The organism is Candidatus Pseudomonas adelgestsugas (genome assembly GCF_004124255.1).
Classification (GTDB): domain Bacteria; phylum Pseudomonadota; class Gammaproteobacteria; order Pseudomonadales; family Pseudomonadaceae; genus Aquipseudomonas; species Aquipseudomonas adelgestsugas.
The window spans coordinates 619,635-638,847 of sequence record NZ_CP026512.1; the positions used below are offsets into that span (position 1 = coordinate 619,635).

Annotated in this window: 10 protein-coding genes and 2 pseudogenes; 7 read left to right on the top strand and 5 right to left on the bottom strand. The window is 41.9% G+C overall.

What is annotated here, in order from left to right; all coding sequences use genetic code 11:
* Window positions 1-68 precede the first annotated feature (68 nt).
* The 7 genes from rimP to pnp all read left to right on the top strand — a co-directional run bounded on the left by rimP (window position 69) and on the right by pnp (window position 8,825).
* Window positions 69-527, top strand: coding sequence for a ribosome maturation factor RimP (gene rimP / locus C3B55_RS01675; protein WP_129210905.1), 459 nt, complete (start codon window positions 69-71; stop codon window positions 525-527).
* Between the two features lie 47 nt (window positions 528-574).
* Entirely contained in the window at window positions 575-2,056 is a 1,482-nt protein-coding gene (gene nusA, locus C3B55_RS01680; protein ID WP_129210907.1) for a transcription termination factor NusA, read from the top strand.
* 29 nt (window positions 2,057-2,085) lie between these two features.
* Window positions 2,086-4,656, top strand: a complete 2,571-nt coding sequence (gene infB, locus C3B55_RS01685; protein WP_129210909.1) for a translation initiation factor IF-2 — start codon at window positions 2,086-2,088, stop codon at window positions 4,654-4,656.
* 167 nt (window positions 4,657-4,823) lie between these two features.
* The gene (gene rbfA, locus C3B55_RS01690) at window positions 4,824-5,219 is read left to right on the top strand and encodes a 30S ribosome-binding factor RbfA (RefSeq protein WP_129210911.1); all 396 of its coding nucleotides are present in this window, start codon (window positions 4,824-4,826) and stop codon (window positions 5,217-5,219) included.
* A gap of 4 nt (window positions 5,220-5,223) precedes the next feature.
* Entirely contained in the window at window positions 5,224-6,162 is a 939-nt protein-coding gene (gene truB / locus C3B55_RS01695) for a tRNA pseudouridine(55) synthase TruB (RefSeq protein ID WP_129210913.1), read from the top strand.
* A gap of 92 nt (window positions 6,163-6,254) precedes the next feature.
* Window positions 6,255-6,524 (top strand): 30S ribosomal protein S15, encoded by a 270-nt coding sequence (gene rpsO, locus C3B55_RS01700; protein WP_129210915.1) that lies wholly within the window; start codon window positions 6,255-6,257, stop codon window positions 6,522-6,524.
* Window positions 6,525-6,719: 195 nt separating this feature from the next.
* On the top strand, window positions 6,720-8,825 hold the full coding sequence (gene pnp, locus C3B55_RS01705; protein ID WP_129210917.1) for a polyribonucleotide nucleotidyltransferase: 2,106 nt from the start codon (window positions 6,720-6,722) through the stop codon (window positions 8,823-8,825).
* A 3,405-nt stretch (window positions 8,826-12,230) separates the two neighbouring features.
* Here the strand turns inward: pnp and pgi are convergent.
* From pgi to C3B55_RS01730, 5 genes and pseudogenes are all read right to left on the bottom strand, one after another.
* Window positions 12,231-13,895, bottom strand: coding sequence for a glucose-6-phosphate isomerase (gene pgi / locus C3B55_RS01710; RefSeq protein WP_129210919.1), 1,665 nt, complete (start codon window positions 13,893-13,895; stop codon window positions 12,231-12,233).
* Window positions 13,896-14,077: 182 nt separating this feature from the next.
* Window positions 14,078-14,575: pseudogene (locus C3B55_RS04650) on the bottom strand (pantoate--beta-alanine ligase); the annotation flags it as partial.
* 353 nt (window positions 14,576-14,928) lie between these two features.
* A pseudogene (locus C3B55_RS01720) lies at window positions 14,929-15,730 on the bottom strand (3-methyl-2-oxobutanoate hydroxymethyltransferase).
* Between the two features lie 249 nt (window positions 15,731-15,979).
* Complete coding sequence (gene folK / locus C3B55_RS01725) at window positions 15,980-16,465, bottom strand: 2-amino-4-hydroxy-6-hydroxymethyldihydropteridine diphosphokinase (protein ID WP_129210921.1); 486 nt, start codon at window positions 16,463-16,465, stop codon at window positions 15,980-15,982.
* A 2-nt stretch (window positions 16,466-16,467) separates the two neighbouring features.
* The gene (locus C3B55_RS01730; RefSeq protein ID WP_129210923.1) at window positions 16,468-17,871 is read right to left on the bottom strand and encodes a polynucleotide adenylyltransferase PcnB; all 1,404 of its coding nucleotides are present in this window, start codon (window positions 17,869-17,871) and stop codon (window positions 16,468-16,470) included.
* Window positions 17,872-19,213 lie beyond the last annotated feature (1,342 nt).

Genomic DNA, 19,213 nt, shown 5'->3' on the forward strand with positions numbered 1-19,213 from the left:
ACAGCATCTTAAGAATTAGTGCTGCGTTCATTTTATTTTGTACAACATATGCACTATGGAGAGGGTAGGTGTCGAGCAAGCTAAAACAGTTGCAGGCCTTGTTAGCTCCAGTGATTGTGGCTCTAGGTTATGAATACTGGGGTATTGAGTTTTCAGCTCAAAGGCGACACGTAATATTGCGTATATATATTGATAAAGAGGGCGGCGTGCTAGTGGACAATTGCGTCACTGTCAGTCGCCATATTAGTGGTGTTATGGATGTTGAAGATCTAATTTCAGTTAAATATACCCTCGAAGTTTCCTCGCCAGGCTTGGAACGCCCATTGTTTACTATTGAGCAGTTTATAAAATTTATCGGTAAACAAGTGAAGATTAGGTTGCGCTCTAAGTTTGATGGTCGACGTAACTTTCAGGGCCTTTTGTGTGGTGTAGAAGAGCAGGATATTGTGGTTCAGGTATATGACCATGAGCTCCTGTTGCCGATCGATATAATCGACAAGGCCAACATTGTTCCTAGTTTTGACTGAGACGCGGATCCCGCGGATCCAATGGCTTGCGAAAGGCGAGGCGTACGATGAGCAAAGAAGTACTGCTGGTTGTTGAGTCTGTATCTAATGAAAAGGGCGTACCGGCAATTGTAATTTTTGAGGCGCTAGAGCTGGCTCTGACCACTGCTACTAAAAAGCGTTTTGAGGATAACGTTGATCTACGTGTGGAAATTAACCGCCATACCGGTGCTTATGAGACCTTTCGTCGATGGATAGTCGTCGAGGAAGCTGATTTTAATAATGCGGCTATCGAAATTTGGCCGAATAAGGTTGTGAAAACACACCCTGGAGCCAAGGTTGGTGATGTCGTTGAAGAAAAGATCGAATCAATTGAATTTGGTCGTATTGCTGCACAGACTGCTAAGCAAGTTATCGTGCAGAAGGTTCGTGAAGCTGAGCGCGCTCAGGTTGTTAATGCTTATCGTGAACGCTTGGGTGAAATTATCTCCGGTATCGTGAAAAAAGTAACTCGTGATAACGTGATCGTCGACCTAGGCAATAACGCTGAAGCATTGCTGGCCCGCGAAGACATTATCTCGCGCGAAACTATCCGTGTTGGCTTACGTCTGCGAGCACTGCTAAAGGAAATTCGCATTGAAAGTCGTGGCCCACAATTAATTTTGTCGCGCACCGCACCGGAAATGCTAATCGAACTCTTTCGTATTGAAGTACCTGAAATTGCTGAAGGTTTAATCGAAATTATGGCTGCATCACGCGATCCTGGTTCACGTGCGAAAATTGCAGTCCGCTCTAAAGACAAACGCATTGATCCACAGGGTGCTTGCATTGGCATGCGCGGTTCACGTGTCCAGGCAGTGTCTAGTGAATTAGACGGTGAACGTATGGATATCGTCCTGTGGGACGATAACTCGGCGCAGTTCGTGATTAATGCTATGTCGCCAGCTGAAGTTGCATCAATTATTGTTGATGAAGATACTCATGCAATGGATATTGCTGTTAGCGCGGACAATTTAGCCCAAGCTATTGGCCGTGGTGGTCAGAATGTACGGTTGGCCAGCCAATTGACAGGCTGGTCCCTAAATGTAATGACTGAATTGGATATTCAGGCTAAACAGCAAGCTGAAACAAGTGACATCTTGTGCAACTTTATTAACGAGCTAGAAGTTGATGAAGACTTAGCTCAGGTGCTGGTAGATGAAGGCTTTACTAGCCTAGAAGAGATTGCCTATGTACCGTTAGAAGAACTGCTTGACATCGACGGCATTGATGAAGATACCGTCAATGAGCTTCGCGTCAGAGCTAAGGATCGATTATTAACTAAAGCCATCGCTACTGAAGAAAAGCTTGCAGATACCGATTTAGCCGAAGACCTGCTTACGCTTGATGGTATGGATAAGAGTTTAGCGATGGAGCTAGCAGTGCGCGGTATTATTACCCGTGAAGACCTGGCTGAGCAGTCTATTGACGATTTGCTTAACATCGACGGCATTGATAATAATCGTGCAGGTAAGTTGATCATGGCTGCTAGAGCTCATTGGTTTGAGTAGCTAGGCACATGATTCGAGGAGAGAAGTGCATGACGCAAGTTACGGTGAAACAACTGGCCGATGAGGTCAAAACACCAGTAGAGCGCCTGTTACAGCAAATGCGTGAGGCTGGTCTGCCGCACACTGCCGCCGATGAAAATGTGAGTGATAGCGAGAAACAATCTTTACTCCTGCACTTGAAGAGTAGCCATAAAGTGAAAGTGGAAGAACTGCGCAAGATTATATTACAGCGCAAAACCACTAGCACCTTACGTGTTACTGGTAGCAAGAGTATCAGTGTTGAGGTACGAAAGAAAAAAGTTTTTGTACAGCGTCCACCTGAAGAAATCGAAGCCGAGCGTCAATGTGAACTGGAAAAATGTCGCGCAGTAGAAAATGCTGCGCGCCAGCAGGCTGAAGAAGAAGCTAAGCGTCGCGCAGTAGAAAATGCTGCGCGCCAGCAGGCTGAAGAAGAAGCTAAGCGTCGCGCAGTAGAAAATGCTGCGCGCCAGCAGGCTGAAGAAGCGGTGGTATTGTCTAGCGCGTCAGCAAAACCTGCGCGTGAGGCTACCACGGTTGTCGCTATACCAGCTTCTGCAGTTATTACTCGTAAGCAAGATACACTTTATCGTCCATACAAATCACTTACCGAAGACAACAATCGTCGTGGCGATAACAATAATAATGAGCGTAAAAATGCTCCCCATCGTGCCTTAGTTAAAGAAAAAGCATATGCTGTACGAATTGCCCCACATTCTACTGATGAAGAAAATGATGTCTTTCGTCGTAGTGGTCGTAGCAAAGCTAAACTAAAAAAACGTAACGTTCACGGTTTTCAGAGTCCAGCCGGTCCTGTCGTGCGTGAAGTGAAGATTGGTGAGACCATCACTGTTGGTGATCTTGCCCAGCAGATGTCGGTTAAAGCTGCCGAAATCATAAAGTTTATATTTAAATTGGGTACTCTAGCTACAATTAACCAAGTATTAGATCAGGAAACTGCTCAACTGGTTGCTGAAGAGCTTGGCCATAAAGTGACACTGATTAGTGACACCGCCCTGGAAGATTCCCTAGCCGAGTCCCTTAAGTTTGAAGGTGAGACAGTTTTCCGTGCACCAGTTGTAACTGTGATGGGTCATGTTGACCACGGTAAAACTTCTCTGCTCGACTATATTCGTCGTGCTAAGGTTGCTGCAAGTGAAGCAGGTGGTATTACCCAGCACATCGGCGCTTATCACGTTCAAACTGATCTTGGTATGGTAACGTTTCTTGATACTCCAGGTCATGCCGCGTTTACTGCAATGCGCGCTCGTGGTGCCCGGGCGACTGATATTGTGATTCTAGTGGTTGCAGCTGATGACGGCGTAATGCCGCAAACTATTGAAGCTGTTCAGCATGCCAAGGCAGCTGGTGTACCGCTTGTAGTTGCAGTAAATAAAATAGACAAGTCTGGCGCGGATCTTGATCGTATCCGTAGTGAATTATCAATTCATGGCGTGACTGCCGAAGAATGGGGTGGCGATACTCCATTTGTACCAGTCTCGGCTAAGATGGGTACTGGTGTTGACGAACTGCTCGAAGCCGTTCTATTACAGGCCGAAGTGTTGGAGCTTACTGCTACTCCGTCGGCTCCTGGTCGTGGAGTTGTGGTTGAGTCGCGTCTCGATAAAGGCCGCGGTCCAGTTGCGACTATTCTAGTGCAAGATGGTACCTTACGCCAAGGCGACATGGTGCTAATCGGTTCGAATTACGGACGTGTACGCGCTATGCTTGACGAGAACGGCAAGCTAATTAAAGAAGCAGGTCCAGCTATTCCAGTCGAGATCCTCGGATTGGATGGCGCTCCAGATGCTGGTCACGAAATGAGTGTAGTTATTGATGAGAAGAAAGCGCGTGAAGTAGCGTTATTCCGTCAAGGCAAGTTCCGTGAAGTTAAACTAGCCCGTGCTCAAGCTGGTAAGCTAGATAATATGTTTGAGAACATGGGCCAGGAAGAGAAGAAGACGCTTAACATCGTTCTGAAATCTGATGTACGAGGTTCTCTTGAAGCGCTAAATAGCGCTTTGAGTGGTGCTTTAAATAATCTTGGTAACGACGAAGTGCAAGTGTGTATTGTCGGTGGTGGTATCGGTGGTATTACCGAGTCCGACGCTAACCTAGCGCTCGCCTCTAATGCTGTACTGTTCGGCTTCAATGTGCGCGCTGATGCTGGCGCTCGTAAGATTGTTGAGCAAGAAGGCCTAGATATGCGTTACTACAACGTCATCTACGACATTATTGAAGACGTCAAGAAAGCCCTAGTCGGTATGCTTGGCAGTGAAGTTCGGGAAAATATTCTAGGTACTGCCGAGGTTCGTGATGTATTTCGTTCGCCAAAATTGGGTGCGATCGCCGGTTGCATGGTTATTGAAGGTACCGTATACCGTAATTGTCCAATCCGTGTGTTGCGTGACAATATAGTAGTTTTTGAAGGGGAGCTAGAATCTTTGCGCCGTTTTAAGGATGACGTTTCTGAGGTACGTGCCGGCATAGAATGCGGTATTGGTGTCAAGAGTTACAATGACGTGAAAACTGGCGATAAGATTGAAGTTTATGAAAAAATTAAGGTTGCTCGTAGCCTCTAACGCGCATACCTCATGAGCCATATTGCGTGTGAGCATGTAGATGCTGCTCGTTATACCTAGACTCCACACGTAACGTCTACGTCTAGGTTCAGCTGTTGCTGGGTCTAGCGTTTGCTGCTTTAGACTCATACCGGTTTGATGATGTGGTAAGTAGCAGGTAACAAGATATGGCAAAAGAATACAATCGTACCCAGCGTATTGGTTATCAGATACAGTGTGAGCTAGCTCAACTGATCTATCGAGAAGTCAAAGATCCACGCATTGGATTAGTTACTATCACCACCGTTGAAGTTAGCCGCGATGTTGGCTACGCCAAGATTTTTATCACCGTGATGGGGCAGAACAATAATAAGGAGATTGCGCAGAACATCAAGGCGCTCAACTCGGCAGTAGGCTTTCTGCGTATGCAGTTAGCCCGTGAAATAAATCTGCGTAGTGTTCCGCAATTACATTTTCAATACGATGAAAGTATCGCGCGTGGCGCACGTTTATCGGCACTTATAGAGTGTGCCGTAGCTGTAGATAGCCAGCATCCATATATACCTAAAGACACCAAGGAGTAAATGGGTGGCCCAGGTTAAACGTATTCGTCGTAATGTCAGTGGTATTATTTTGCTTGATAAGCCCATTGGCCTTACCTCCAATTCTGCATTACAGAAGGTGCGTTGGCTGCTTAATGCTGAGAAAGCTGGGCATACAGGTAGCCTTGACCCAATGGCTACCGGCGTGTTGCCTTTGTGCTTTGGTGAAGCTACCAAATTCTCACAATACTTGCTTAATTCCGATAAAAATTATGAAACTATTATGCAATTAGGTAAAACTACAACTACGGCTGATGTCGAAGGTGCTGTCCTACGGGTTCGCGCTGTAACTGTTAGCCATGCTGACATTAAAGCTGTATTACCAGCTTTTCGTGGACAAATTAGTCAGATACCGCCTATGTACTCAGCGCTCAAGCGTGATTGCCAGCCTCTTTATAAGCTGGCCCGTACTGGCGAGGTAGTGGAGCGTAAGTCGCGTCTTGTTAATATTGCACGGCTTGAGTTGCTTTCCAGTGAAGGCGATACCGCTCGATTATCGGTGCACTGTAGTAAAGGCACCTATATTCGTACTCTTGTGGAAGATATTGGTGAACAGCTGGGCTGTGGTGCATATGTTGCAGAGTTACGACGTACTCAAGCAGGACCTTTTACCTTAGCCCAGACAGTTAAACTAGAAGAGCTAGAAGCAGTACATGCCGAAGGTGGCAATGAATCTACTGACCGCTATCTAATGCCATCAGATAGCGGTTTATTAGATTGGCCATTATTACGTTTCTCTAAACACAGCGCGTTCTATTGGCTAAACGGCCAGCCAGTACGTGTCCCTGGCGCTCCAAAATTCGGTATGGTGCGGGTATATGACTATAATAATTGCCTTATCGGTATCGGTGAAGTGAGTGAAGATGGGCGCATTGCACCGCGTCGACTAATTCGGTCAAAATTATCTAACAAGTGTGACTGTTAACGGGCATGGTCAGCACTTTTTTTAAATACAGGGATTCGTCTCTAGTCTATTGAAGCTACCTTTTGGGTAGTTTCCTGAAAAAGGATTGCCTCATGGTTTTAGATGTTCAAGAAAAAGCACAAATTATTGCTGACTATCGGCAAGCTGTGAATGACACTGGTTCACCAGAAGTGCAAGTATCACTGCTGACCTATAATATCAATAAACTGCAAGGTCACTTTCGAGTCAACTGTAAAGATCACCACTCCCGTCGTGGTCTAATTTGTATGGTAAATCAGCGCCGTAAGTTACTAGATTACTTAAAAGGCAAGGACCTTAGTCGTTATCAGGTCCTGATCGGTCGCCTTGGTTTACGTCGCTAAGAAATACTGTTGTTAGTAAGTTAGTTGTTTGTTACTTGTCAGTAAGATTCATGCTGGCTACGGCAGTCAACAGCCTTAAGTTTTATTTAATACACATTTTACCCCAAGCTAGTACCAGGCTAATTCTAGGTATTACCCGAGCATTTTTATAAAAAAGACAAATCTTCCTAAGCGCCACAAAGAAGGTAGAACACCTTGAACCAGGTTATCAAAAAATTTCAGTTCGGTCAGTCAAACGTTACTCTCGAAACGGGCCGTATTGCTCGTCAAGCCTCTGGTGCAATACTAGTTACCATTGACGATGACATTACGGTATTGGTTACCGTTGTTGGCGCTAAGACTGCTGATCAAAGCAAAAGCTTCTTCCCTCTTTCCGTCCATTACCAAGAAAAAACTTATGCTGCTGGTAAGATTCCTGGTGGTTTTTTTAAGCGCGAAGGTCGTCCTTCTGAGAAAGAAATCCTGACTTCTAGACTTATTGATCGACCGATTCGTCCGCTTTTTCCAAAAGGTTTTATGAACGAAGTGCAAGTTGTTTGTACTGTCGTTTCAACTAGTAAGAAAACTGATCCAGATATCGCTGCAATGATTGGGACTTCGGCAGCTATAGCTATCTCCGGTATTCCTTTCAATGGTCCAATTGGTGCAGCTCGTGTTGCATTTAATGAATGTACCGGCTATTTACTTAATCCAACTTACGAGCAACTGAAAGCTTCCAGTCTAGATATGGTAGTTGCCGGTACCTCAGAAGCCGTATTAATGGTTGAATCAGAAGCTAAGGAACTGACTGAAGACCAGATGCTAGGTGCTGTACTATTTGCTCATGAAGAGTTTCAGTCTGTGGTCAATATCATAACAGAGCTGGCTGCCGAAATTGCCCAGCCTGCTTGGTCATGGATTCCACAAATTGAAGCGACTGAGCTGTTGGATGTTATCCGCTCTGAGTTTGGTGCTGCTATTTCTGATGCCTACACTATTACTATTAAGGCCGACCGCTATGCTTGTCTGGGCAAACTGAAGGATCAGGTTGTGGCAATACTTTCTGGAAAAGAAAGTCAACCTTCCGCTGCTGAAGTCAAAGCTGCCTTCGGTAAAATTGAATATAGCACTGTTCGTGATAACGTTATTAACGGTAAGCCACGTATTGATGGTCGTGATATTCGCGCTTTACGCCCGCTAAATATTGAGGTTGGCGTTCTGCCGCAAACTCACGGTTCAGCACTATTCACTCGTGGTGAAACCCAAGCTTTAGTAGTCGCAACGCTGGGTATTTCGCGTGATGCACAGTTACTTGACACTTTGGAAGGTGAGAAAAGAGATCCTTTTATGCTGCACTACAATTTCCCCCCATTCTCAGTTGGCGAGTGTGGTCGCCTAGGTGCCGCTAGTCGTCGCGAAATTGGTCACGGCCGTCTAGTCCGTCGTTCGATTCAGGCTATGCTGCCTGCTTCTGATGTCTTTCCGTATAGCATTCGTGTTGTATCGGAAATTACTGAGTCTAATGGTTCTAGTTCTATGGCTTCTGTTTGCGGTGCTTCCCTTGCACTGATGGACGCAGGTGTGCCTATTCATGCACCAGTTGCAGGTATCGCCATGGGTCTTATTAAAGAAGGTGAAAAGTTTGTTATTCTGACAGATATCCTAGGTGACGAAGACTATTTCGGTGACATGGACTTCAAAGTAGCTGGTACCGCAAAAGGTATTACCGCGCTACAGATGGATATCAAAATTAAAGGCATAACTGAAGAAATTATAGAGGTCGCTCTGAGCCAAGCGCTTGAAGCGCGCTTGAATATCCTTGGTCAGATGAATCAGATTATTGATCAATCCCGTACTACACTGTCGGAAAATGCCCCGACTATAATAGCGATGAAAATTGATATCGATAAAATTCGCGATGTTATCGGTAAAGGTGGCGCGACTATCCGTGCGATCTATGAAGAGACTAAGGCTTCGATTGATATCGAAGATGACGGCGCAATCAAGATCTTTGGCGAAACTAAGGAAGCAGCAGAAGCTGCACGTCAGCGTGTTCTGAGTATTACCGCTAAAGCTGAGATAGGCATGATTTACCTTGGTAGGGTAGAGCGTATAGTTGACTTCGGTGCATTTGTTAATATCTTGCCTGGTAAAGATGGTTTAGTTCACATTTCCATGCTCAGCGATGCTCGTGTTGAAAAAGTAACCGATATACTTAAAGAAGGCCAAGAAGTAGAAGTACTGGTACTAGATGTAGATAGCCGTGGTCGCATTAAACTGTCTATCAAGGATGTAGCGGCAGTGAAGGCTTTGAGTGTTTAATTATCACCTGTTTGGTAAGTTAAAAAATCGTAATTTAAATGCAGGCAGGGTCGATTTAATGTAAACTGCATAATTTTTATAAATGATTTATAAGAAGTTAATTTTATATAGTGAGTTAGTATGTTGTTTGCCATAACTATAACAGCCTGTGAAGTGAAGGCTAACTAAATAGTTCATTGTTTTACACTATACGTATTACGTCTGAAATTAAATTCAATTTAAATATCGAGAAAAGCATTGTTACTAGGGTCCATTAAAGTATTGACTAAAGCCTAAAAAAATGATAAATGGATGGTTATCATTAAAAAACTGTCTCAACTAGATTAAAGCAAGTTTATAATTAATTAATAATTCACCTGGCACACTATTTAACATGCATGTAACAGGCCAAGTAGGCATGATTATTTATGGGTAACTGAATATATTGTTTAAATGCACTTAGATGATCTTCATATTTTTATTATAAATCTTTATTGTTTGTACAATGCTTATTATTTAAATGTCCTAGCAGTCTTTCACCCCTGTTACTGTTCTTTGCTTGCCACGTGTAGGTATAGATGATATATATTTAACCTGCTTCTAGTTTATCTTTGCTTACCAGAAGCAGTTTTTTGATAGTACTGGTACAGTTTGCTAACGCTAGTTAGCGTAGTAAATATATTAATTTAGTACCCTAGAGCTCTATTAAGCTATCATGCAGTTTTGCAGTGTAAGTATCCATATAGAAGTTTTTCTATTTATCAAATTGTTTTTATGTAAGGTAAGCGAGATAAATGCCTTGAAGTAATAGCGTCTTTTACGTCTTTAGTATGACTAGCAATAATGCCTGAGTCTGATTTTTGTCGCTATAGCGTTGGAATATTTCATAGTGATTCTATTGATATTCATGTTCAGAGCAATCTACGACGATTGATTGGTTCTCGTTATTAGCCTTGATCAATGCCATTGTTTTTTAAGAAAAAAGTAAGAAGTGCTTTCAGCACTGCTACAAATAAAGTTTACTTATAGTAGCTTTCAATATATTTGCTCATGTCTTTGCAGTAAGCGGTAAAGAGTGTACTTGTTGAAATCTTCCAATCATCGTCACAGGTAGACAGTCTTCTAATAAGCTTGCACAGAGCTGTTATTACGAGCACGACTAGATTACATAAGCATGTAATACATAATTAGCATCAAACTAAATTCTCTGTTGTTTTAATTATCTCTCACTAAGAGATTTGATAAATATATAACTATCAGAATCCTTAAGCGGTTCGATATTTCTAGTGAATATTTCTACATCATTAGCATTATAGATGCTTCTTATTTAATTATAGTTGCTTGCAAAACATTATTATTTGCATTCATTATTTAATGGTTTATGATCATATAGTGCAAATGGATGTTGAGATATATTCTGTAGATACTAAAGCTCGTATAATTACTATTATACTATAATAGTATGATTATCTAGATACGTTTTAAAGTTAATATCGGTATATAACGTTACTATCTAATCAAAACTTGTTCACGCTACTATTGATAGTTATATGTGCATAGCTATTTAACTTTACTGTTAATGTCGACGTTTATTTGGTATGAGTGTAGCTAATGTTAATCTAACCTGTAAAATTACTGGATAGTAATAACTAAGCTAAATATGAGGCAGAAGTAAGTAGCGTTAACCTGGCTATTATTAATAGCAATCTAATTAATATAGATGCCTAGCAGCTCTTCTCTTGTTTGACACTAGTTAGTTACCAACTAGTGTTATTTTAGGCTAACTATAGAAGCAACATGTTTATCAGTATTATTAGTGTGGTCGTTTTTGATTGTGAAGCTTGTACACAGTGCTTGAAGTTAATTCATTTCTCAGTCGGTTGACATTTTACTATCTTTATTCAGATTAGAGCTAATCGTAAATATTTAAAGAAGCTCTAGTTTCAACTATTGCATTTCTAAATGTTAACATTTATTTATTCTAGCTTGAATGTTATAGCTAGTTTAGCTAATATAGTTAGTCTGGAATGCCTAGTGGTTTTACAGTTATCCATCGATTTTACAGATAGACTAAATTTCAAACTGATTGCAATGAAAATTGCGACTACCGCTTATTGCTTAGCTAAATCTACATGTAGTATTACTAATATCTTGGCGCGCTAAGCGCGCCAATAATAAGCTCTTTACGCAATAAAGCGCAAGGCTTATATCTGGCTATTGGTTGACTTTCAGGGTTTCTTAAAACTAAAATAGCACTGGACTGTGGCAGTCTTTTTATATACTTACCTGATTTTTAGTCATTTTTCACCATGATAGTATTTGCATTATCTTTTGCTAACGGACTAAAGCTTTTTAGAGAGTAGATTCGAAAAAATACACGTAATCAGTATGCTGGTTTAAGGCTGTCAATTCTTAGTGAGAATCTTTTGTCGTTATAGTCAGCTAACAATAGTTTATTATAATGGTAGTAGCTTAAATGGTTGCATCAGATTTAGTTAATCTGACTTGTTAATTAACAAGTTTAGTTACAGGCTATTATGGTCTGTATGTTGGATGGCGACTAACGCTATGGTCTTTAATCCATCTAAAGGTGTGACACGCATTTAAGAGGCATGCCGATAAAGGTCTTAGCTATGGAGTATGTAGTATACAGTAAATTAAGTTTTAACTAATGGGTAAGTGTAAATACGTGGTACTTGATTTTAGAAAGTTATATCGTATGGCCTTGCCATAATAAAGCATAAAATCTAATAGCAATAGATTTTATGCATACATTAACTATATTTGCTGATAGGTATTCTTACACTGTATTGGTGTATAACCATCTAACGTGATCGTTTAGTTATTCCAGTATGGGTCATCTAGTTCTGTGGCTATAGCTATTTTTACCAAAAATAGGTACATGCTTGACTATTGACTGATTATAGGTAGATGGTGCATTTTTTTAATTAATGATGTATTATTTTAGCATGAATTTAAAGTAGCACTAGAAATAATAAAGTGTATTTGCTAACTAAACGAATAGGGCTACAAACTCTAATAATAAACTATGAATTTAGCTAGGCTAGCCAACTGTTATGGCTATTACGCCGTTATAGATCGTATTGTTTGTTGCACTATTTGTTATGCTCGTTTGCCATAAAATACAGTATGAAGTAAGGGCATTACCAGGTAGATCGTGTTTTTAGAGGTCGGCAGCTTTCAAGCATTATGGTTCGTAACACGGTTGGTATAGTTCAGAAAAAATTTATACGAGGTGCTTATTAATTACCTTTTAGATTGGCAATCTGTAGATTAGTTAGTTGTGACAAGGCTATCCTAGGCTAGATTAGCAGTTTGCTAGGAGTTTCGTTGTTGTATGATTTGAGTACATATTTGAAGGCTATTGCCATTTGCAGTAGATAACTGCTAATTAGTTTATCTGATTCAGCCGCGGTGATGACTACGGAAGTAGTTAATCAGGCCCTGCGTCGAAGCATCCTCGGCCGAGGATGCTTCGACGCCAGTCAATCGATTGTAAACGCCTTTGCCGAGCTCTTTGCCAAGTTCTACACCCCATTGATCAAAGGCGTTTATACCCCAAACGACACTTTTTACAAACACTTTATGTTCATACATGGCTATTAATGCACCTAGGCAACGTGGGCTAATTTTTTCTACTACAATTGTATTGCTAGGACGGTTACCAGAGATCACCTTATGTGGGGCTAGCCTCTGTACTTCTGATTCTGGCATACCTTTATCACGCAATTCAGCTTCAACTTCGTTACGGGTTTTGCCAAGCATCAGTGCTTGGCTTTGCGACAAGCAGTTAGCAAACAACCACTGATGGTGATCTGTCACCGGGTTAAAGCTAACGATCGGCACAATAAAGTCAGCCGGGATCAGCTGGGTCCCTTGGTGCAGTAACTGGTGGTAAGCATGTTGGCCATTGCAACCTACGCCTCCCCAGATAACTGAGCCAGTATACGTGGATACTGGCGTACCATCGTGTCGCACGCTTTTTCCGTTAGATTCCATGTCTAGTTGTTGTAAATGCTTGGTAATGTTACGCAGATAGTGATCATACGGCAGGATAGCATGGCTATGGGAACCCCAGAAGTTGCCGTACCACACGCTTAGTAGACCTAAAAGTACCGGCATGTTGACTTCGAATGGCGCGTTCTGGAAATGCTGATCCATGGTGTATGCACCTGACAATATTTCTTTAACGTTAGACATACCGATAGCCAGAGCACTTGACAGGCTAATAGCTGACCATAGCGAGTAACGACCACCAACCCAATCCCATATTGGGAAAATATTTTCTTCGCTTATACCAAAGGCTATGGCAGCTACTTTATTGCTTGATACGGCGATAAAATGGCGGTATAGCTTTCCTTTCGGTCCGCCCTTAGCTAAGTACCAGGCACGTGCGGCCTGAGCATTTTTCAGAGTTTCAAGGGTGTTGAAAGATTTCGACAAAACGATAAATAGCGTAGTCTCAGCGCTGATCTTCTTGATCAGTTCGTGAAACTCACTACCATCAATATTTGCTAGGTAGTGACATTGCACGTCTTTATGGGCATAGGATAATAAAGCTTCAGAGATCAATTCAGGGCCGAGGAACGAGCCGCCAATACCTATATTTACTACGTCAGTGATGGGCTTCTCTGTGTAGCCAAGCCATAATCCATCGTGGATGCGATGAACTAAATTAGTGATCTGGTTTAGCACTTTGTGTATATCAGTTATGATGTTTACACCATTGACTGACAACTTGTCTCCAACTGGGCGGCGCAAGGCAGTATGTAGTGCTGGGCGTCCCTCAGATGAGTTGACTGGTTCTCCGGCATACAGCGCGTTAATTGCGTCTTTAAGGCCTACTTCGTGAGCTAGCTCAACGAGTATAGTACGCGTTTTAGCAGCGATTAGATTTTTTGAGTAATCAAGAAAAAGCCCACAGCTGTTCAGGGTTAGCCGTGAAAAGCGTTTGGGATCAGCATCAAACGCTTTACGCATATTAAAATCTTGCATAGCTTGACGATGTTGCTTAAGCGCTAACCAAGCTGATAGAGTAGTAACGTCATGCGGAGTGCGGTAATATGCCATTATTATCGTGTTCCTTTTGTTACGTGGACTTATTTTAGGATACCTATAAATTTATAATGTCAAGTCTTTTATGTGGATCTGGTTCAGAGTAGCACTAACAAGTGTGCATGGCGGTTACATTAAACCTAGCGCAATAAATATTTTTAGCTGGTATTAGCAATAGATAAAGTATCTGGAAGAAGTCAGTTAAGGCCGATATGTAGGTTATCGATAAGGTGTCTCGTCCCTAGGTAAGTAGCTAATAGGATAACGATATTATTATCTTCAGCCGTAGCTGGCTGCATGTGTATGCCTTGGCGTACTTCTAGATAATCAATATGTACACTGTGGCTTCAATCTGCTTAATCTGTTCAGCGTACAAGCCTAGCAAGATCGTGGTCGCCATCTTTGATGGTGGTAGCAATTTGGTGTAAGCTTCGGCATAGCGGCGGCTCAACAGCAAGTTGCGTATTATTAAGATAATTGTTGCGCAATGATAGTGCGAGTCTGTCGTTATCACGGACAGTTGGCTCAGCGATGATTTAGGTTGGCATGTGTAGTTCATGTATCATAGCATGGATAACTGCTAGTTGCTGGTAATCTTTTTTACCAAATACAACCAGGTCTGGTTGGACTATATGTAATAGTTTGCACATCACTGTGGTAACTTCTTCAAAGTTACCAGGACGGTTGATGCTACATAAACCGTCGGATAATTAATGGACACTCACACTGGTATCGCTATTTATACCATTCTGGTATATTTTCTCTACATCCGGTGCGAACAGTAGGTGGCAGTCTGCTTGCAGTAGTTTTTTTCTAGTCGACAGCTAGCGTATGCGGATACTTATTGAGGTCTTCGTTAATGCCGAACTGTAGCTAGTTGACAAAATAATTCGCTACCACGAAATTCGATTGCTAGCAGCCCTTATGACTTAGGCTAGTTTAGCCGCTGTGTAGGTTGTTCATTTTGTGGGTACAAAACTGATGCGTTTACTGGCATCGCGCATACGCGCAATGCCAGCGCGCAATTCTTTTACGGTTTTAACGGTTTTTATGTAGACAATCTATGTTTATCGCAAGGGAAAATAACAGCTTTGACTTCTGCTACGTAAGCGCTCAACGCAGCTTGGATGCTGTCTTTGCTTATCATAAAGTTTTTTTACGAATTTTAGCGTACGGTTAGTTAGCGATAGACCAAGCATGTCGAAAAATACTAGTAGCTGCCATCAGTGGCAAAGCCTGCGCCAATACTGATCACCGGTATTTTGACTGCCTTGAGCGATTTCTTCCGCTGGTTTACTTGGCATACACTTCAGCATGGATCATCGCGGCGCCAGTTTATTATAGCTCGATTACATCTGTACGCATTTAGCGTACTCATGTTGCATTGCGACCCTTGAACCTTGTAAGCCACCGAGGATGTTTACCGACCGCAGTGTCAGACTTATGTGACACATGTACGGCTGCGGCTCAGCCAATAGCAGAATCGATTTGGTTAGCCATCTAGCGTCTTTCAACTTTTATCATATGTGCACTAGCTTGTATTAATTTACCGGCGTCCTGAAAGGTTTGCTTCATAATGGTGAAACTCATGAAAAGCAAGTCGGCCATGAGATGGCACTGTGATATTTAGTTTGACGCTAGCAGTTTGGTAAGGCCAGTGTATCAGTAGTGACTAGTAGTGTAACTATCATGTCCATGTATAACTATACTAAGGTAGTCGCCTACCAACAGTACTTCGACGCCAGCTTGATAGCTAGCATGAGCGAAAGTGGCGTCATAACAGGTCAGCATGGTAATGCTGTCACCTTTTAGCTTTAGGTTATTCAAGTTGTGAGGTTAATATTTGGCATGAAATAGGTTCTCATTACAGGCGCGTACAAATAGTTAAGCAATGTGTATGAGTTTTTTTCGTTTATGCTGGCACATTATCTATAAAATTATATCTATAAAATCTGGCTTATATCAGTATAGCGCAAGGTCTACAGCATTGAGATATTTATAGTCGTGATGGGTACATGGAAAGTCAATTAAATGCACAATAGTATTGTGATAAGCTGGAATATCACCACTATTACTGATGTGTTTCTAAGGGTATCGCATTAAGTAAAGCGAATACGTTCAAGGTTCATAAATGGGCACGTTGTCAATAGTACGCGCAGTATTGGGCCATTGGGCAGCTGTAGATCAGCTGGCGCAAGTTCTGCCAGTGGGTATATTACAAAAGCGCGTAGCTGCATTTGGTAGTGCGGTACTTTAAGGCGCGGTTTGTCGATTAGGTGTTCACCAAATAGCAGGATATCGAGATCAAGAGTACGTGGACCCCAGCGCTCAAGACGTTCGCGGCCTTGGTTATTCTCGATAGCTTGTAGCGCATCAAGCAAATCTAGCGGCGCTAGGTTACTGTCTATGGCTGCGACTGCATTTGTGTAGCGTGGTTGACCTGGAAGCAGGGAGTCACTTTGATAGAACGTTGACACGCAGGCAACAGTAGTGTTTGGCACTAATGCTAGTGCCTCGATAGCATTGCACAATTGTTGGTTTGGAGCAGCGATATTGCTACCCATGCCAATGTAGATGCGTTCCATATTTATTCGCTAGCAGCGCCTGCAGCATTAATTGAACTGTGTCTGCGCTTGGTATTGTTGCTGCAACGTTTTTTCAGATCATCACCAACTCTATCACGTTTGCTATCGAGGTTGTGAATCATGTTTCTGCGTTGGCTATCATTCGCGTTCTGGTAATTGGTCCACCACTCACCAAGGCCACCAGTCTGTTCGCCGGCGCTTTCGCGCAGCAAAAGGAAATCGTAGCTAGCACGGAAGCGTGGGTTGTTGAGCAGCAGGTCAGCGCGTTTCCCGCTGCGGTATAGCATGCGCTCCTGTATATTCCATATCTCACGGATCAGCATAGTAAAGCGTTTAGGAATAGTGATGTGTTGACATTGCTCAATGATGAGCTTGTGGGCAGCTTCCTGCATGGCTAGTTTTGGTAGCATGCCACGTTCTTGTAGGCGTAAGGCGCGCATTAGCAATGCTGGCCACAACAGTGCAGCAAATAGGAAGGCCGGTGTCACTGATTTATTTTGTTTAATCCGCAAATCAGTTCTAATTAAAGCTTCGCTGATTAGAGTATGAGTATATATTGGGTTGTATTTTAGCGCTTCGGCGCTAGCCCGGAATAATGGGTCAAATAGTTGCAAGTCAACAAGTATTTTGAATGTGTTAGCTGCATAGCCAGAGAGAAACATTTTAAGTACTTCTTCAAATAAACGCGCTGAAGGAATTTCCCGTAGCATTGGCGCTAAATTATGAATTGGTGCGGCGGTATGTTTTTCGATGCCGAAGTTTAGCTTGGCGGCAAAACGCACAGCGCGTAGCATGCGTACCGGGTCTTCTTGGTAGCGTTGCATTGGGTCGCCGATTAGGCAGATCAAGTTATTGCGGATGTCATGTATACCATTGTCGTAATCAAGGATATGGTTGCTGACCGGGTCGTAATATAGGGCGTTAATAGTAAAATCACGGCGTTGCGCATCTTCTTCCAAGGTACCATAAACATTATCGCGCAGGATACGACCACTCTCGTTACGAGAAGACTGGTTAGTATTAGCTGCTTCATAATTTTGTGGATGGTGAGCGCGAAATGTTGCTACTTCAATGATTTCGCGACCGAAGTGGATATGTACTAACTTAAAGCGGCGGCCGATAATTCGTGCATTGCGAAATTCGTTGCGTATTTGTTCAGGCGTGGCACTGGTGGCGACATCGAAGTCTTTAGGCGTGATATTGAGAAGCATATCACGTACGCAGCCGCCGACTAGGTATGCCTGGTAACCAGCATTCTGTAAACGCTCAATTATGTTCACAGCATAGCGGCTGAATTTAGCTCGCTCTAGTGAATGCTGATCGCTGTTAAGCACTTTAGGCGTGCCTTGAATGTGTTGTGTGTAACGCAAGGGATAACGAAATGACTGGAACAACTTCTTCAGCATTGGGTGCACTGTTTAAAGGGATGTTCGGTCATAATGAAGCATGACCGTTATGATGAACGTAAATTATAGCATTTAGTGGATGGACGATGTAAAATTACAGACCCTAGCAAAAGATCTAAAACTATCTCATAATTATTTCAATGCTGTATTCTTATTTTTTAATTTTTATTAATTGCTATTTGTTATGATTATCCATATTTATACCCATTCTAATCGTAAGTCTAGAGCAAATAGATTGCGTGAGCTGTTACATTAATAACCGATAATACAATAGTGTAGATTTTTCATTGGGATGATCTTGTTGTTGTTAATCTAGTTGTAAGGCTTAGTTTTAGATATGGCGTTTTTTAAAAAAATTAGTTAGTTGTATTTAAAATATTTTATTTTTTTGTTATACATAAGTTAATTCGTTTTAATATTAAAACTTATATAAATCTTGTTATTAGCTTTATATTAAACATGTAACAGCAGCAAAATAAAGGTGGTAACTTTTGCCATTTAGCAAAAAATTGAGTAAGGTTATGTGTGTCTTTTACGGGTTTGATGGCATGGTTTTATTACCATAAACTCCTGTTTATGTTGCGTAAAAAGTTTTAGTAATAGTTTCTTTGCATTTTAGTATATTACCAGTTAGCGCGTAGTTATAACTTGTGTTAATAACCTAAGTTTCCAGCTAGGGAGGATGCGCCCAGGCTATTGGTACAGCTTCCACAGACGCTTGCAGTTTACACTAAACTTGCTAGCTTAGTCAGGTCTTTGTCATGTAGTTTTAATGTGCAAACACAAAGTGTTGACAGAAGTTTTCTAATAATAAATTATTATTTTATAGTTTGTATTACTACTGCTGCCTATATTACTGCTGATTCTGAATAAGTCAGTTATCGTTTTTCATGTCGCTGAGCTTGATGTTAATTTTAAATAGCTTAGCGGCACACTCCAGGGTTTCCAATAGAATAACCGTACTTTTGTGGCCGTATTTTCCATTATACATAGTTATAAGTGGCGCTGGCTATTCTATTCATTATCTGGTGCAAACTTTAGTGTCAATACGGTTGATAGACTAGTTCTAACGCAGTAGGAACGCGCCAATGATTTCATTGACTTTATACAGCCAAATGCATTTTATAGCTTGAAGGTAATCATATTTAGGCGGCAATATAAGTTTTTACGGAATTAGTTGATTGTAGTTAAACTTTTAATTTGCAGTTGGTTGCGGTAATTTGGCGCATATCAATTTTCTGTGACATAAGCAATAATTGTAGACTAGCAGTTAAAAACAGTTTATCGAGTGCATTGAAGAATAAGGTGCGGCATTCTACCGCTTTGACTAATTTTGCACGTT

Excerpts from the sequence above, each read along its gene's own strand:
- nusA (WP_129210907.1), top strand. The coding sequence starts at position 575 with ATGAGCAAAGAAGTACTGCTGGTTGTTGAGTCTGTATCTAATGAAAAG.
- infB (WP_129210909.1), top strand. The coding sequence starts at position 2,086 with ATGACGCAAGTTACGGTGAAACAACTGGCCGATGAGGTCAAAACACCA.
- rbfA (WP_129210911.1), top strand. The coding sequence starts at position 4,824 with ATGGCAAAAGAATACAATCGTACCCAGCGTATTGGTTATCAGATACAG.
- rpsO (WP_129210915.1), top strand. The coding sequence starts at position 6,255 with ATGGTTTTAGATGTTCAAGAAAAAGCACAAATTATTGCTGACTATCGG.
- pgi (WP_129210919.1), bottom strand. The coding sequence starts at position 13,895 with ATGGCATATTACCGCACTCCGCATGACGTTACTACTCTATCAGCTTGG.
- folK (WP_129210921.1), bottom strand. The coding sequence starts at position 16,465 with ATGGAACGCATCTACATTGGCATGGGTAGCAATATCGCTGCTCCAAAC.
- C3B55_RS01730 (WP_129210923.1), bottom strand. The coding sequence starts at position 17,871 with ATGCTGAAGAAGTTGTTCCAGTCATTTCGTTATCCCTTGCGTTACACA.